This is a genomic window from Sphingobacterium thalpophilum, from assembly GCF_038396785.1.
GTDB lineage: Bacteria > Bacteroidota > Bacteroidia > Sphingobacteriales > Sphingobacteriaceae > Sphingobacterium > Sphingobacterium thalpophilum_A.
This window is the reverse complement of record NZ_CP151087.1, coordinates 3648208-3663939: the sequence shown is the minus strand read 5'-3', so window position 1 is coordinate 3663939 and position 15732 is coordinate 3648208. Positions and strand designations below refer to the sequence as shown.

Sequence of the window (15732 nt, the reverse complement as noted above, 5' to 3'; positions counted from 1 at the left end):
TCCAAAATGTGGTTGCAAATTTAACGATTTTTTCCATCTGATCTGTTTTAAAACTATAAGCATTCTCATTTATTAAAAATGACAATTGTCACTTACGCTTGTTCGTTTGCATACTCCAAAAATGTTGAGTAGTTTTTATGCCCTCTACCTTTGACCTTTGCCAGCTTAGTACTGTCAATCCTTTGTTGAATATAGTCTACCAAATTATAGAACTTTTCTATCGGCAAATTATATATAGTCCTTGTTGGTGGTATTTTATACTGTTTTTTTAAGTGTGAAGAAAACACTGCATAATTCACATTTCCCTTTCCGACCTCGTATTCTTTGTATACATTATATCGCTTTAGCAAATGACCTACATAATTTGCCTTTACAGAATCAAACCCAATACAACCTTCCGGATATTTTTGTTTAACCGTCTTCTTAGTCTGTTTTATCGAAATAGTATTATTGTCTCCAACAACTGCATTTTCAACATTATTGTTGAAGGTGACATTTCTACCAGCATTTTGTTTATTAGATGAAGAATCAGACAGTAACAAGAGCTTTTTCTTATAGACCTCAATATTTGAAATATCCCCTTTGGTAATTTTGGAGTGACAGATAGGACAGAGCAAAAGCAAATTTATAACATCATTATTTGAAGGGTCTTCATCAATATGGTGGATTTCAAAATGCCCCACCTCTTCATTACTACAAAAAGGACACATCGAATTTATTTCCTTTTGTAGAGTTGCTTTTACTTTAGCTATTTGCGGAATATTTGTTCTCGCTTTTTTTGTCATGTATCTAGTGCCTTTGGTTGAGTGGTTTCTGCTATTATTTCTAATTGGCTAAAATCAAATAGAGTGATTACTAAGATAGTAAAAATTAAAAATTTCTTACCAATTTTACTTTTAAGAGCATAACGATTTTTCCTCTGTTCGGACCCGTTCACTATTGGGTCTTCGATTAGAACAAGATTAAAACATTAAAATCGGTTAGAACCTCAGCCCGCTGCCCCAGTTTTTATTTCACAAATTTTGGACATTGATTAGCCGCAGAATTACGACTTATTCTTTTTCTCGATTTTTTTTGTTGTTGAAACAATTTAGAACTGTTTTATTTCACTCTTTTATAAGTCCTATCCCCGTAAGCAGTAATTTCCTGATCTCCGGTACGACGAATAGAAATAGTCGTAAATCCAACTTGAGCTGACATTACGTGTTTTATTGAATTGTAAGACAAAAATTTCTTCCCTAAATAACCACTGACAAAATAGTATTCATTTCCTTCTTTAATAATAGTTATAGGCGATTCAGTTTTAACATCGCTCTTCCATTCGCCAACAAAGAAGTCGGGGTTGAAATATTCCTCATACTCCTTGTTTCTCTTCTCAGCCTCCGTCTTGGAGATTTTCGTAAAATCAGCGCCCTTGGTACCGATGCTCATCTTCATCTTATTCGAATCTTCTAGTACATTCATAACAAAAGTAACGGATGCGATTCCGTTGGAAACATGAGCATTTAGCGTATTATCTTCTTTATTGTAAGTCGCAGGTGCTTCAAGATCTTTACTTTTTAAATAGAGTTTATCCCCCACTTTTTGAATCTCGAGAATTTCAGCATGCTCTTTGCCATCCTCGACCCAATAGCCAACATATTTATCCTCCTTAGATTGGGAGCAGGAGAATAGTAGGCAGCAAAGTAAAAGGGCAGAAACAAATCTATATAATGATATTTTTTTCATATTGAGAATTAAACATAAAATTGAACTACACTTAATAATAAGCTATATTTTTATGAATGGCAATTATTCTCGACAAACTCGCTTTTGACCTCGATGACTTGGTGATTTTGCTCGACAACATACTTCAACAAAAATTGAGATCTCTTGATTTTCTTTTTACATCAGCATTCCTTTTCAAAAATCAATATTTTTTACGTGGCTTTGTTGTTATCCAAAGAAATAAGAACCACACGCCAAAAGCTACACAGAATCCAATCCAATGAGTTTTCATACTAAGAGCCGCAAAGAAACCAATTGTTGATAGGATACATGTCAAAAAGAATAAAAATAAATTTTTCATCAGTAAAGGTTTTACATTTTAAAATTACAGAACTGTATCCAACGAACTATTCTCATTGAATACAGTTTATACTTAAGCAGCGTGTTGCTTACCTATTTCTTTTTTCTTAATCATTGCCAATATTTTAGGTTCTGATTTCCTCAAAAATTGCATCACCTTATTTTGGACATCATCAATGATTCTCCAATCCTTGGCGATATAAATATCGGTTACACGATTCCCTTGTTCAACATGATTTAGAGCTAAAGCAACATCGTCCTTGCTCATCCTACAGTCATTTCTAGCTATATTGGCAAATGTATGGCGCGCGCAATAAAGTGTTATTTTCCCAACACACGAAAGCTCCCTAAGCTTCTTCATTCCGTGCTTTAGTGCAGAATTGAATGTTGTCATCCCTGAATATCTTATCGATAACTTGCCAATGTATTTCTCTAATAATGGTTTGGCTTCCTCAATTATTTTTATACTGATAAATGCTCTGTCTTTTCGCTTTCCTTTAGTCTTGGAACGATTGTAATCTATTCTTCCATTCCGAATATCATTCTCAGATATTTTAAATAGATCGACGGCATTCATACCACATAAATAGAAAGATAACATATATAAATCCTTCGCTAGTTCCGCTCTACTATTAGGGAGGACTTCGCAATCCCGGATTCGAATAACTTCTTCAAGATTATTATTTCTATTTTCAGTAAGCGGAGCTGAACCTACTTTGTATTTTTTGAATGGATAATGCTTTATCAATATAATGCCCAGATCTTCATTATTATAATGGTTCAAAGCTTCATTGAATAGCGTTCGAAGATCACGCATGTAATTGTATAGACTCGTATCTGAAACTGGCTTTGAAACAATCGTAACAGGCTTGCGCAATTGATTTATCCTTGTTATGGTTCGCTCTGATTTTAGATAGCGCTCAAATTGAACAAGCATATTGAAATGAATTTCATTGATTGAAACCCTTTCCCTCTTAAAAAAATCAACTAGATGATTACGAACTGCACGATGATTGGCAGCCGAACCGTCTCGTCCATCATCTTTTTCCTGTCGAATATAATTATCACAGAACTTGATAAAATCAATTTCTTCATCTTTGTTTTTGAGATAATCCCGTAACGATTCTGCTGTAAAAAAATCTAGCTTATCTTCGATTTCGCTGATCGTTTTACGGTACTCTTTTAACTTCTTGTCAACTATTTCAAGGACAAAAGGATCTTTAATATTAAATTCTTTTTTCCCTTTCACCTTGGTGAGTTGTTTTATGGAAAGGAAGTGAGGAGTATCAATAAATTTTTTCTCTCCTTTTTGATAGACCCTAATTTTTACATTGTAGGTTCCATCAACTTTTATGTGGTGTTCATAAATCTTTGCGCTTACGGTTGCCATAATCTTTTCATTACCACGAAAACCTTTGTGACGTATTTGTGACGGTTTTACGTGAAGTTCAACAAAAAACTATGCAAATCACACCGTTTTGAAGGTTTTCAAAACGGGTAGGGAGGAAGTTCCGGATCAAGCTGAATTCTTGGGGGGAATGTCAAAAATTTCTTAGTTTAGCATCCTTAATACAGATATCCCTTGCAAGAAGCCGAACGTAAATTACTGTCCCTATTGATGCCCGAAGGGCTATTGGAATACTTTCAGATTTTAGAAGTCGATCAGGTTGACAATCAGCTCCACATTTATTTAGATGAGCTTAATATTGCTCCGACAGGCTATCAGAACAGCAAGTTGGAGTCAAAGGGCTTCATGCCTTCCACTGAGATTTCAGACTTTCCCATTCGAGGCCAGAAAGTTACGCTACATATCCGCCGCCGCCGCTGGACAGTGTTGGATACGGGAGAGATCATCACAAGAGATTGGAATCTGGTGCGTGAGGGTGCTCGAATGACTACGGAATTCGGGCTTTTTTTAAAGAAGATATTTGGATAATCATCCTGTAAGCGCCCAATTGGTAGGTCTGTTCTTCCAAATGGACGGTAAGCAACTACAGGATCAATACAAGAACCATCTCAGTGACTTCCAGGACTGGGACCAAAAGCCACACGCAGAGCAATGGACCCTTTTTCCTGATAACATATCGGAACACCTGAGCATCGATGAGACCAGCTTTAGCAACGGTGAACTTTACACGATCGTAAGCAGTAAATCAGCAAAGGGCAGGAAGGGAACCATATTGGCTACCATAAGAGGGACAAAGGCGGAAGATATTATTGCTGTATTAGAGCGCATTCCACTTAAACTAAGGAACAAAGTTAGGGAAGTAACGATGGATATGGCCCCCAATATGGCAAAGGCTATCCGTAGGTGTTTCAGAAATGCCAGAAGGGTTATCGATCGGTTTCATGTACAAAAACTTGCTTATGATGCTGTTCAGGAACTCCGTATCAAATACCGATGGGAAGTCTTAGATGCAGAAAGCAAAAAAATAATGGAATCGCGAAAACGGGGTATCCCATATGACCCCGAGTTGTTGCCTAATGGTGATACGCTCAAACAGCTATTAGCTAGGTCGAGACACCTCCTGTTCAAGCATCCAAGTCGATGGTCGGAAAGCCAAAAACGCCGTGCAGAACTGCTGTTCATCAGGTTTCCCAAGCTAAAACAGGCTTATGATCTTGGAGTTGCCTTAGGTGACATCTTCAATAAATGCAGGGATAAAAAAGTTGCTTTCACAAAGTTAGGACTGTGGCACAACCAGGTTGAGAACGCGGGTATTGCTTCATTCGAGAGTGTCGCAAGATCCATTGCAGCACATCATCAATACATTCTCCACTACTTCGACAATAGAAGCACCAATGCATCCGCAGAGTCCTTCAATGCAAAACTCAAAGCTTTCAGGAGCGTCTTCCGTGGAGTAAGGGATACAACATTCTTCCTGTACAGAGTGATGAAATTGTATGCTTAAAAATGATTACCCCCCAAACTTTCGGTATGATCCGAAGTTCCAACACCACCCTAAGGAACGCAAAAAAGCCGTTTTACGCAAGTAAAAACGGCTTTTTTTGAAAGTGACCCCGCTGAGGCTCGAACTCAGGACCCACAGATTAAGAGTCTGTTGCTCTACCAACTGAGCTACGAAGTCATTCGATAATCCAAATGTAAGGTTCACCGCAGAAAAAGTCAAGTGGAAAAGAATATTTTTTTGACTTTTATGACATTCAAGCGAGATTTTTGGCAGCTGTCCCATAAGAAAAACAGACTCAAATATGTCATTTAAACAAATTATTCTTTCGCTCCATAATGTCTTATTTCCTTGCCACAGCAATCTTTCCCATAATCATTGGCTTAACTTCCATTTTTATTGGTTTATCCAGTTGTATTTTACTCCCCTTTTTGATTGAAATCACAACCGTTTTATAGCCTAACATCTGTGCACGGAGCTCCTGATCTACCCGAAACAGAGATTGCGGTACCCAAAGTTGAAAATCTCCATTTTCATCCACTTGCGTACGGTAATTTCCCAAGGACACCTCTGTTCCCATCATACTTACATCGCTTCCAGCACAAACTACTTTACCTTTTATGCTTACTTTTGTGCTATCGGGGCTTCCTTTTAATGTTGAATTATCATTTGTTGATGAGCTAACCTGCCCCTGTTGCTTTATCTGATCATTTTCTGTTTTTGTTTGGACAACGACAACTTCTCCAGTCAATTTGTTTTGTGCTTGAGCAGCATGAAAGCTCAAGGATCCAACCAACAAGAGGCCCGCAGCGATCCCTGGCCATCTTCCTTGCCAAATAGGGTTTTTAGAAAAAGAAAAAGGGACATCCAATTCACGCATCAACTGATCTTCATAAAATCGACCACATAGCCCTTTACCGGCTTTTTTTATTTGATCTACAATTTCCTGATCATCCATCTGTGAAAAATCTACAACCATCTTCTCACATTGACCACAAAAACGCCCTTGTTCTTGTGGCGTCATCTTATCCCACTCTGCAGAGCAAGAGTCCTTCACTTGTAATATAATCTTTTCCATGTTGTCTCCTTTTTTTATATTTTGAGAAGGGATGCAGGAAAATCGACTATTGCATAATGAAACAGCAAAAAATCACTAAACACTGATAAACAGGCAATTAATAACACACCTTAAAATTATATGTTGACTTTTTAGGGAAAGGGTGGCCCGAATGAAGTACAACATACGCTGAAGGGCGATATAGCAGAAATCGGAAGATCAGGTTCATAAAAATGCCCCTAGAAAGTGTCTAACTTTTTGGGGCACTGCAACTTTGGACAGTTTATTTAAAGTAAGTAATGTTAGCGCTAACTTCTTTATTTTATACGGTCAAGAATTTCTTTTATAGCTCTTTCCAACTGCGGATCTTTATTTTCCATCCGATCTTGTACGGTATTTTTTACAAGAATATCTGGGGCAACTCCAGTTTGTTCGAGATCCTGACCATCAAGCGTATAACATCCCCAAGACGGAAGTCGATAGTTTGATCCGTCGACTAAGCCTTTAGCAGAAGTAAAAATAATCCAGCGATAGGTCTCATTACCGATGATTTTGCCCAACTTAAGTGCTTTAAAGCCCGCTGCAGTCATTTCAGCATCACTCAGCGATTGCTCATTAATCAATAAAACAATAGGCTTGGCAGATGGTGCAAAATTACTTTGTGGCGCACGTTTACCACCTCGGTATTGCCACTGTAAGTAAGGGCGTTGTGACAGGAATCTTAAAACCTCATCGTGTACATTTCCGCCTGTATTATAACGCAAATCTAAAATAATCCCTTGTTTGTTATTCTCCTGTTCGGCCATGTCGATCAAGAACCGCTGTAACTCAGTATCCGACATATTTTTCATATGTGAATAGGCTATCTTATTGCTACTCAACTGATCAACTCGACTTCGGTTATCTCTAATCCATTGGTCGTAGAGGAGATCTCTAAACACGGCGCTTGATACCGGACGAATGTTTGTCTGAATTTCCTTGCCATTACGATTCAAGGTCAATTGAATTTCTTCTTCCAGTGAAGGCCAAGTAAAATAACTATCGCGGTCTGCCTGCGTATTCAATTTTGTTCCGTTAATCGCGATGAGGATATCACCCGCATGAATATCAGCTTCTTTCTTTGCCGCGGGGCCATTCGGAACAATATAGCTGATCTTGTAAGGATTGCTGGAATCATAGGTCACACCGATTTCATTCGTTACAAAACCAAACGGCTTACGTTCTTCCTGTCCCATTGAACTGAAACCCAGATGCAACGAATTGAGCTCGCCCAACATATCATTTAAGAGGATGCGCAAATCTGTCCTATCGTTGATACCTGGAAGATACTTTTCATATTTCTTTTTTATCGCAACCCAATCCACTCCATGGAAGTTGCTATCGTAGTAATTTTCCTCTAGATTGGCCCATGTTTCATAAAACATTTGATTGAACTCTTTCTCGAGATCCCGATTGAATTTAAAACTCATTGTAACCGCATCAAGCTTATTCAAGTCAAGATTGTATTTCTGAATCGTTCCTCGGGTCAATACGAAGTATTTTCCCACCGACTCTACAAAATTCTCCATGCCTCCGTCAGCGACTTTTTCGGTTTTGGCCGGTGCAAACAACTCATATACGGTACGATAAGTACTATATTTTCCTTCATGATTGGATGAATAGAACAGATAGGATTTATCCCCCTTTTGTATCACCAAAGGATTAGATTGTGTTCCAAATGCAGGACTCACTTGCTCAATTCGATCACGCAGTCCTTCTAAATCCAATTGAACCAAAATAGCTTTCTTGGCTTCGGCTGCTGGTGTTGCGGTTGGCTTGCCCTTATCGACATCATTTTTCTTTTTATCCTTAGCGCCAGCTTCCTTCTTAGCTGTACCAGTTTTATTTACTGTTGTATCTTTCTTTTCGGGTGTTACAAATAATTCATCAAACTTTGCACTACGGTAAGGTTGGTCAAAGTTGGTCAATGCCATTCGGAAAATGCTGGAGTTTTGCATACCGGTAGGATAAGAAGGCTTAGTCCTATTACTCGCAAAATAAATATATTTACCATCAGGAGACCAATATGGTGCTGCTTCTGTAACTCCTGTATTTGTCAAATTAGTCGTTTGCTCATTTTTCAGGTTATACACAAAGATATCCTGTTCAAAATTGCGCATAGCTGTGAATAAAAGATAGTTTCCATCAGGGGAGAATGAGGGCGAAGAATTTTGAAATGCCCAGATTTCATCTTTAACCACTGTTTGGCTCTTCAAACTTGTCAAATCCAATATACGTACTTCATCACGACCACTGAGGTACACAGCTTTTGTCCTATCTGCATTGCACGTAATATCACGGTTGTTACGCAGATCTTGTGTCAATTGCTTTACCTCACCTTTACCGTCTGCCGTGCGTGAAAACCAGTTCTGGTAGCCTTGATACGTTTGGCTATAGAGTAATGTTTTACTGTCTTTAAGCCATTTAACCTCCATGACACGTTCTCCCTGACCGGGCATCTGACGAACAAACTTTCCTTCAATATCCGAAACGAACAATTCGCCACGTGATACAAATGCCATTTTCTTTCCGTCCGGAGAAACGTCGAAATTACTGATGTTACCTGAAATGTTAAACTCTTTCAGCTTTCCTAGCACTTGATTGCGGTTAAGTGCGATGTTGGGCTGTACGGTTTTCTTTCCATTGACATCATAAATATAAAGCTGATAGCCCTTTTCAAATGCCACTTTAGTACCGTCTGCCGCGACAAACGGACGTTTGATTGATTCTTGGAAAGAAGTCAATTGAGTTTTCGACTTTCCCGTTAGTTGATAAAGGTTGTACTCACCATTGCTTTCATCGGACACATAGAATATGTTTCCTTTTTGGTCCACAGTGGGCCAAAAATCCTTACCGATATAATCTGTATACTGTTGAAATGCTTTTGGGATTATAAGACTTGATATCTGGATTGAAAGCACCTTTATATCGCTTGCGGTTCGCCGAGCTATAGCCTTCCCAGCTGTCATTGAATAACAATTCTCCCGAAGGAGTTGGCACCACGTTACTGATATAATTAAAGACATGTGGAAATAACCTTGTCGCCGTACCTCCATCCAAAGCAACTTGATAAGCGCTCATTCTATTGTAACGCGATGATGTGAAATAAAGCGATTTGCTATCCCAGCTCCAGCTGTCCACTTCGTCCGAAGCATCATGCGATGTCAGCTGCCTTATATCTCCACCCGCCAAGGGCATTACATAGACATCCATATTACCGTTTTGATTGGCGGAAAAAGCCAACCATTTTCCATCTGGGGAAATTCTTGGATTGATTTCATTTCCTTCCATTCCTGTTAACCGTACCGCAACACCACCTTGACTTCCAACTTTCCAAAGGTCACCTTCGTAGCTGAAAACCATTTCCTTTCCATCGGGACTTAAAGTCGGATGGGATAAAAACGTGGGTTGTTGGGCAATAACACAGGTTGTTCCAGCATAGGCTAGAACTGTACTTAAAATTAGTTTCTTTATCATGTTATCTAGGAGGCTAATAATTGTTTGCCAATACAAAGGTAGAATAGGTATTGAACAAACCACCATGAAATAGTGAAGAATTTTATATTTTTATTTCTTCACTATTTCAGCATTTGATCGTAGGCCTTTCCTCCCTATTTCATTGGTATTTATTTTCTAATGAAGTAGAAGTTCCCACTTGGCCTATTTTTGACTTCCGCAACTAATATCTTCTTAACTTGAAGCATGCTTGAAAATAGACTGAAACAAATGTGTCTCTTTCCGGTTTTTATACAAGGAATGGTTACGTATAATATATGATATTGAATAAATAGGTTTAGCCGAATTCAAAAAGCACATCGTATTATTTTCTTTCCGGAAGATTGAGGTAGAAGATAATTATCGAAACTAGCGCATATAATTATCATCACGTCGATATGCTATTTAAATATAGACATATTTCGTATCCTTATTGCAACATAAACGTTCAAATATTTTTTGAATCATTATATTTTTTAATGGGATACTTATCCTTAACTTTGCACCCTCAAATCAGAAACTATGGACGCAACGTTAACTCACTCAGAAGAAGATCTTTATAAGAAACGAAATCGCATAAGAATTGCGGTATCGCTTTTCTTTTTTTGCCAAGGTATCGCGTTTGCATCTTGGGCAAGCCGCATCCCCGTTATCAAAGCTCATCTCAACTTAAGTGAGGGTCAATTGGGGACAATTTTATTAATGCTTCCAGTCGGACAACTTGCAACGATGGCTCTTTCAGGAAAATTGGTTACAAAATATGGAAGTGCTAGCGTTTTGCGTATCGTACCCATCGCTTACACCTTGGTCTTGTGCTCCATCCCCTTTGCGCAGAATGCCTGGCAGTTAGGAGGCATACTATTTCTATTTGGTGTAACCGGTAATATGTGTAATATATCTGTTAATACACAGGGTGTCGCAACGGAGCAGGTTTTCAAAAAATCAATAATGACTTCCTTTCATGGAGCCTGGAGTATCGCTGGTTTCACAGGAGCACTAGTAGGCTTGTTAACGATGAATTTTGGACTGAACACCTTTTACCATTTTTTAATCATATTAGTCATTGTCACAGCGAATACACTAATCAACCAAAAGTATTTGGTTCCTGGCAAATCTCCTCAAAAGGAAAAGCGCAGTTTTTTCTCTAAACCAGAAGGTGGCTTACTTCAGCTCGGCATCATCGGCTTTTTCAGCATGGCAACTGAGGGGGCAATGTTCGACTGGAGTGGGGTGTATTTCAAGGAGATCGTTCAGGCGCCAGAGAAATTTGTTGTCGTTGGCTACGCTTCATTTATGATCATGATGGCTACTGGGCGCTTTGTTGGTGATGCTGTCATTCGGAAATTGGGCCGAAAAAGGACCCTGCAGTACAGTGGCCTACTGATGTTCATCGGGATGATGACATCGGTTATTTTTCCCGAATTTATCATCTGTACCCTAGCCTTTATGTTGGTCGGTATCGGTGTAGCTTGCAATGTCCCCTCCATCTACAGTATTGCCGGACAGAACAAAAATGTGCCCTCTGGAGTGGCTTTGGCCATGGTTTCAAGCATCAGCTACTTGGGCTTTTTAATGGGACCACCTTTAATTGGGTATATTGCTGAAGCCTTTAGCCTACGCTATTCCTATGGTGTTTTTGCCTGTTTCGGACTGTTGATGTTTATAATGGTTGGACGATTATCTTTATTCAAAGACACAAGCCAAACCTAATCGAACGATGGAAGTATCTTCTTACTGAATTTAAAGTTTGACCTGAAGAAATCTCGTGCTAAATGACATGCGTTTATTTTTCAAGACATAAGACATGGCAAGTAAATAAAAACAAGCCGTACCGCTTCCTAAAATTGATCCAAACCAAACATCTTCTACGAAATGCTGACCCAAATACACCCGAGAGTAAGCTGTTAATGCAGCGAGAATAAATACAGTTATACCAAAAGCTTTATTTTTTGAGAGAATAGCTAACGTAGCCGCCAGCGCAAAGGCCGAAGTTGTATGTCCGGAAGGAAAGGAGTTAAAGTGCGCTACACGCAACCAAGAAACAACATGGAATGTAGGATCTCCATGAAATACGGTTGCCGGTCTATCGGCATCGAAAAGGTTTTTCAGTATACAGCAGATCAGCCCCGAGAAAATATATGTCCCCAGGATAGCTCGGGCAAAATTCCATTGCTGCGTACAGCAGTAGGCAATAAAAACACCTATAACAAAAAGACCGTCTCCAAAATAAGTCTGTATTGTAAAAAGAATATCAGCCCAAAATGAATGTCGAGTATTCACAAAATGGAATGCATCTTCCTTCGGAATAAATATAACAACAGCTGTCATTAAGACTATCCAAATGCTAAAGCAAGCAAAAAAAGCAGGGTTAGCTGCATATACCTTTCTAAATTGGTTTAATAAAAATTTTCCCATTCAATCTATATTACAGGATTACAGACCAAAAATAAAATTGCTGTATGTGTAAATAATGATCCGAAAATAAAAATTATATTAAAAATTTACAATTCTATTACGCATTTATTTTGATAAGAAAAGAAAAACTACTAGGCGCTAAACAAAAAAAGCGATGGAAATCCATCGCTTTTCTCAGTAGCCCCGAGCAGAATCGAACTGCTATCAAATGTTTAGGAAACATCTATTCTATCCGTTGAACTACGGGGCCTTTTCAGAAGCCAAACTTAGGTTTATTTTATATATAAGTCAATAGCTAGTCTAAAATCCTGTTATATTTTTTTCAAAAAGAGAGGTAATCCCTGTATAGACTAGTTTTAGTAGGATCAGTTTCAAAACCTGTGGACTACGCAAATAATTTGGTCAATCTGAACAGGAAGAAATTGATGTCACCTACACCTCTAAACTGACTTCTGAAAGCTTTTATCTTTGCATTGAAAGATTCTGCTGAAGCATTTGTACTCTTGTTGTCGAAGTAGTTCAATATTTTTTTGTGATGGATATTTATGGTTCTGGAGACGGTGTTGAATGACTTGAAGCCGTCCTGTTCCACTTTATCCGCCCATTTTGCCAACCTTGTAAAGGCGTAGATCTTATCTATGGTGGTGTTGAATATCCAAGAGAGTTCTTGGGATAGCCTGTACGCCTTTTCAATATCGGGATATCGCTCAAAGAGTACAGCAGCCCTTTCTCTTTGCTCGTAAGTCCATTTATGTTCACTTTTATAAAGCAGGTATCGGCTTCTTGCAAGTAACTGTTTGATGGTTTCACTGTTGGATAGGACTTCCGGAAAATAGGTTTCCTTATTCTTTCGTGCTTGGTCAATTGCCTGATTTTCATCGTCAAGGGCCTGCCAGCGGTGCTTTATCCTTATTTCCTGAAGCGCTTCGTTAGCAAGTTGCTGAACATGGAAACGGTCTATTACCTGAACAGCATTGGGAAAGCATCTTTTGGCTATCAATCCCATATTACCGGCTAAATCAAGCGTTATCTCTTGAACTTTATTTCGTAATCTCTGTGGGATCTTTTGAAGGATCGGGATAATGTTCTCTGATTTTGTCCCGTTCAGTATGGCTACAATGGTCCCTTTTTTGCCCCGTGCTTCTTTATTGGTGACAACGGTATAGAGCTCGCCATGGGATAGGCAGGTCTCGTCAATAGAAAGATGGCCGCTGACATTCTGTGGGAAGGTCAATCCATCTCGCGCATTTTCGCGATGCTCCCAATCCTGGAAACCGCTCAGTTTATTGCGGTAGTATCTCCTTAGTTTACTGGCTGATATCCCATAGAATGAACTGATGGTCTGAATGCTATGAGCCTGGTTGTCCGCTGATACCTTTTAAAAAAGCTGCGAAATCCTGTGTGATGCGCGTCCCTTTGGCTACTAGTTCCCAATTTCTGTAGACTACTTTATCGGTATCCTGGTTGAGCCACCTGCGGCGCTTGACATGAAGATAGACCTGCATGCCACGGATAGGAAAATCTTGAAGGGTAACGGGTTCGAAAAACCCCTTGGAAATCAACTTCTGGCCTTGATATTCTTCAGGTGTATTATTGAGTTCCTCCAGAAAGATATCCAGTCTTTTTTCTTCTTTGGAATAGTGGGTCATCTCAAAATAATCGGAAACTCCTTCGGGAATAATTAAGGGCATTAACGCGTTGAAAGATTCGTGCATCTGTATAAATATCAAAGCACAAATATCTAATTATTTTTTATCCCCTCCACAACTTTTGTACATGATCCTTTTACTAAAGCCATTAACATCCACAATAGCAAAAAATCTACATTAAAGCCGTTTCATGCACGATGGAATAGTCCCGAACAAACGCAAATTTAGAACCTGAAAGATAAACTGGATTTAGAAAATGGAAAATGGTGGAGGGAGAAGGATTCGAACCTTCGAAGCCGAAGCAACGGATTTACAGTCCGTCCCATTTGACCGCTCTGGAACCCCTCCAGCATTGTGTTGTTCTAGAATTGAACGTCGCAAAAGTAGCTTTTGATATGCAAAACTGCAATTATTTCAGGCCATAAATTTGTAACTACCGCAGTATGAATTCATTTATTTTCAAGAAACATTTAAATGGCCTGCTCTTCGCCAGATCAAGTTATCATTATTATAATAAAAACTTATTGTTATAATCTAGTCATAATAGATTTTGACGATAGTGTATTGGTAAAATCAATTCGCTTTTTGGATCGATTTGCTGTATCTTTGTGTCAACAAAAAAAAAGAAAGATATATTATGAGTTTCACAGGTAAAAGTTTTCCAAGCATTACAGTAGATGCAATTGATTATTTAGGCGACAATTTACAAATCAACATTTTTGAAAAAGCAGTTAAAGAAGGTAAAAAAGTGCTTTTGTTTTGGTATCCAAAAGATTTCACTTTCGTATGTCCTACTGAATTACACGCTTTCCAAGAAGCAGCTGCTGAGTTTGAAAAACGCAATACAGTCTTGATCGGCGCTTCTTGCGATACAAATGAAGTACACTTTGCCTGGTTAAACACAGCAAAAGATAACGGTGGAATTGAAGGTGTTGAATATCCTCTTTTGGCAGACACCAACCGTAACTTATCAAGTATATTGGGAATCTTAGATGTTCAAGAAGTTGAACACCCTGAATACGGAACATTGGCTCAAGGTTCTGCGGTTACTTATAGAGCAACTTACTTGATCGATGAAACTGGCCGTGTATTCCATGAATCAGTAAACGACATGCCTTTGGGCCGTAACGTTAAAGAATATTTACGTTTGATCGACGCTTACGCTCACGTTCAGAAATTTGGCGAAGTGTGTCCTGCAAACTGGGAAGAAGGTAAAGATGCCATGAACGCAGATAGAAAAGGTGTAGCTGATTATTTAGCGAAACACTAACAATACAAGACCACAGTGTCTTATCAACAGGAGCTTTTCCCGGCTCCTGTTGATTTCTCCAACAATCACCTTAATAATAAAATCATGTTACAAGAATTAGAAAACGATAATTTACAAGAAATTGTAAACAATAACGATATTGTGATGGTTCAGTACTCTGCCACTTGGTGCGGTAACTGCAAAATCATGAAACCAAAATTCAAAAAACTGGCTGGCGAAAATGATAGCGTACCTTTTGTTATTGCTGATGCAGAAAAATTTCCTGAATCCCGCAAACTGGCAAATGTCAATAACCTACCCACTTTTGCCGCTTTTAAGAACGGTAAATTAGTCAATCAGGTACAAACAAATAAGTTAGACGCATTAGTAGAATTATTCAATGAAACTACCAGTAATTAAGCATTTGACAGAGTTCATCGAGCAGAATGATGTAGATTATGTCTTGGAAACAATCGAGACACTGGAAGCATTAACCGAAGCTCCTTTGAAAGATGAAGAACTTGACGTTCTTGGTGAATTGATTTCAAACCTATACGGAGCTGTAGAGGTTGATAAATTAATTAAAGAAGGTAACTCAAAAAAAGACGCGTTAAATATGTTTATGAAGCGTGTTCTAGGTGCTATTGATAAATAGTCTTTGCAAAAAAAGTATTCGTGTGAAACTTTCTTTAAAGGTTGTTCCTGTCGTTTTTGAGCATTTGAAGCATAGAAACTAACGTCAATTGAAATTTGTCAAACAACTAAGCAATTAGATTTAGACCAATCCAGATTTTTTTTAAGGTAGTGGAGAATCTATCTTATCCTAAATATCGTTGTATTGCAGCATCTTAA

At 38.6% G+C, this 15732-nt stretch carries 15 protein-coding genes and 3 tRNA genes; 6 read left to right on the top strand and 12 right to left on the bottom strand.

Features of this window, described 5'->3' with window-relative positions; translation table 11 throughout:
• Positions 1-92: 92 nt before the first annotated feature.
• The 3 genes from AACH28_RS16295 to AACH28_RS16285 all read right to left on the bottom strand — a co-directional run bounded on the left by AACH28_RS16295 (position 93) and on the right by AACH28_RS16285 (position 3457).
• Positions 93-785: an HNH endonuclease signature motif containing protein gene (locus AACH28_RS16295; protein WP_341830998.1), complete on the bottom strand. Its 693-nt coding sequence runs from the start codon at positions 783-785 to the stop codon at positions 93-95.
• Positions 786-1101: 316 nt separating this feature from the next.
• Complete coding sequence (locus AACH28_RS16290) at positions 1102-1728, bottom strand: hypothetical protein (protein ID WP_341830997.1); 627 nt, start codon at positions 1726-1728, stop codon at positions 1102-1104.
• Positions 1729-2140: 412 nt separating this feature from the next.
• Positions 2141-3457 carry a site-specific integrase gene (locus AACH28_RS16285; RefSeq protein WP_341830996.1) on the bottom strand — a complete coding sequence of 439 codons (1317 nt, stop codon included), beginning with the start codon at positions 3455-3457 and terminating at the stop codon, positions 2141-2143.
• A gap of 192 nt (positions 3458-3649) precedes the next feature.
• Here AACH28_RS16285 and AACH28_RS16280 point away from each other — a divergent pair, with 192 nt between their 5' ends.
• Positions 3650-4003, top strand: coding sequence for a transposase (locus tag AACH28_RS16280; RefSeq protein WP_286767917.1), 354 nt, complete (start codon positions 3650-3652; stop codon positions 4001-4003).
• Entirely contained in the window at positions 3996-4979 is a 984-nt protein-coding gene (locus tag AACH28_RS16275) for a transposase (RefSeq protein WP_286767918.1), read from the top strand. The genes AACH28_RS16280 and AACH28_RS16275 overlap by 8 nt, the downstream gene beginning before the upstream one ends.
• A gap of 104 nt (positions 4980-5083) precedes the next feature.
• Here the strand turns inward: AACH28_RS16275 and AACH28_RS16270 are convergent.
• The 4 genes from AACH28_RS16270 to AACH28_RS16255 all read right to left on the bottom strand — a co-directional run bounded on the left by AACH28_RS16270 (position 5084) and on the right by AACH28_RS16255 (position 9549).
• Positions 5084-5156: transfer RNA gene (locus AACH28_RS16270), tRNA-Lys, on the bottom strand.
• Positions 5157-5319: 163 nt separating this feature from the next.
• Positions 5320-6054, bottom strand: coding sequence for a carboxypeptidase-like regulatory domain-containing protein (locus AACH28_RS16265; RefSeq protein ID WP_139144916.1), 735 nt, complete (start codon positions 6052-6054; stop codon positions 5320-5322).
• A 296-nt stretch (positions 6055-6350) separates the two neighbouring features.
• Positions 6351-8993, bottom strand: coding sequence for a S41 family peptidase (locus tag AACH28_RS16260; RefSeq protein ID WP_341830995.1), 2643 nt, complete (start codon positions 8991-8993; stop codon positions 6351-6353).
• On the bottom strand, positions 8923-9549 hold the full coding sequence (locus tag AACH28_RS16255; protein WP_341830994.1) for a hypothetical protein: 627 nt from the start codon (positions 9547-9549) through the stop codon (positions 8923-8925). The genes AACH28_RS16260 and AACH28_RS16255 overlap by 71 nt, the downstream gene beginning before the upstream one ends.
• 540 nt (positions 9550-10089) lie before the next feature.
• On the opposite strand from AACH28_RS16255, the gene AACH28_RS16250 reads away from it, so the two are divergent.
• Entirely contained in the window at positions 10090-11277 is a 1188-nt protein-coding gene (locus tag AACH28_RS16250) for an MFS transporter (protein WP_286754227.1), read from the top strand.
• A 30-nt stretch (positions 11278-11307) separates the two neighbouring features.
• On the opposite strand, the gene AACH28_RS16245 is transcribed toward AACH28_RS16250, so the two are convergent.
• From AACH28_RS16245 to AACH28_RS16225, 5 genes are all read right to left on the bottom strand, one after another.
• The gene (locus tag AACH28_RS16245; protein WP_341830993.1) at positions 11308-11982 is read right to left on the bottom strand and encodes a phosphatase PAP2 family protein; all 675 of its coding nucleotides are present in this window, start codon (positions 11980-11982) and stop codon (positions 11308-11310) included.
• Between the two features lie 178 nt (positions 11983-12160).
• Positions 12161-12232, bottom strand: a tRNA-Arg gene (locus AACH28_RS16240).
• Between the two features lie 135 nt (positions 12233-12367).
• Positions 12368-13216, bottom strand: a complete 849-nt coding sequence (locus tag AACH28_RS16235) for a transposase (protein ID WP_341830992.1) — start codon at positions 13214-13216, stop codon at positions 12368-12370.
• A 115-nt stretch (positions 13217-13331) separates the two neighbouring features.
• Positions 13332-13697 (bottom strand): transposase, encoded by a 366-nt coding sequence (locus AACH28_RS16230; RefSeq protein WP_149525777.1) that lies wholly within the window; start codon positions 13695-13697, stop codon positions 13332-13334.
• Positions 13698-13895: 198 nt separating this feature from the next.
• Positions 13896-13979, bottom strand: a tRNA-Tyr gene (locus AACH28_RS16225).
• 289 nt (positions 13980-14268) lie between these two features.
• Between AACH28_RS16225 and AACH28_RS16220 the strand changes: the two genes are divergently transcribed.
• The 3 genes from AACH28_RS16220 (at position 14269) to AACH28_RS16210 (ending at position 15535) form a co-directional block, all read left to right on the top strand.
• Complete coding sequence (locus AACH28_RS16220) at positions 14269-14901, top strand: peroxiredoxin (RefSeq protein ID WP_070562738.1); 633 nt, start codon at positions 14269-14271, stop codon at positions 14899-14901.
• An 84-nt stretch (positions 14902-14985) separates the two neighbouring features.
• Positions 14986-15300, top strand: coding sequence for a co-chaperone YbbN (locus AACH28_RS16215; protein WP_046673204.1), 315 nt, complete (start codon positions 14986-14988; stop codon positions 15298-15300).
• 4 nt (positions 15301-15304) lie between these two features.
• Positions 15305-15535, top strand: a complete 231-nt coding sequence (locus AACH28_RS16210; protein WP_236560329.1) for a DUF6952 family protein — start codon at positions 15305-15307, stop codon at positions 15533-15535.
• The last annotated feature ends 197 nt before the right edge of the window (positions 15536-15732 follow it).

Bases quoted from the DNA above. Each gene is read 5' to 3' on its own strand.
- AACH28_RS16250 (WP_286754227.1), top strand. From the start codon at position 10,090: ATGGACGCAACGTTAACTCACTCAGAAGAAGATCTTTATAAGAAACGA.
- AACH28_RS16295 (WP_341830998.1), bottom strand. From the start codon at position 785: ATGACAAAAAAAGCGAGAACAAATATTCCGCAAATAGCTAAAGTAAAA.
- AACH28_RS16255 (WP_341830994.1), bottom strand. From the start codon at position 9,549: ATGATAAAGAAACTAATTTTAAGTACAGTTCTAGCCTATGCTGGAACA.
- AACH28_RS16285 (WP_341830996.1), bottom strand. From the start codon at position 3,457: ATGGCAACCGTAAGCGCAAAGATTTATGAACACCACATAAAAGTTGAT.
- AACH28_RS16220 (WP_070562738.1), top strand. From the start codon at position 14,269: ATGAGTTTCACAGGTAAAAGTTTTCCAAGCATTACAGTAGATGCAATT.
- AACH28_RS16230 (WP_149525777.1), bottom strand. From the start codon at position 13,697: ATGCACGAATCTTTCAACGCGTTAATGCCCTTAATTATTCCCGAAGGA.
- AACH28_RS16265 (WP_139144916.1), bottom strand. From the start codon at position 6,054: ATGGAAAAGATTATATTACAAGTGAAGGACTCTTGCTCTGCAGAGTGG.
- AACH28_RS16290 (WP_341830997.1), bottom strand. From the start codon at position 1,728: ATGAAAAAAATATCATTATATAGATTTGTTTCTGCCCTTTTACTTTGC.
- AACH28_RS16245 (WP_341830993.1), bottom strand. From the start codon at position 11,982: ATGGGAAAATTTTTATTAAACCAATTTAGAAAGGTATATGCAGCTAAC.
- AACH28_RS16215 (WP_046673204.1), top strand. From the start codon at position 14,986: ATGTTACAAGAATTAGAAAACGATAATTTACAAGAAATTGTAAACAAT.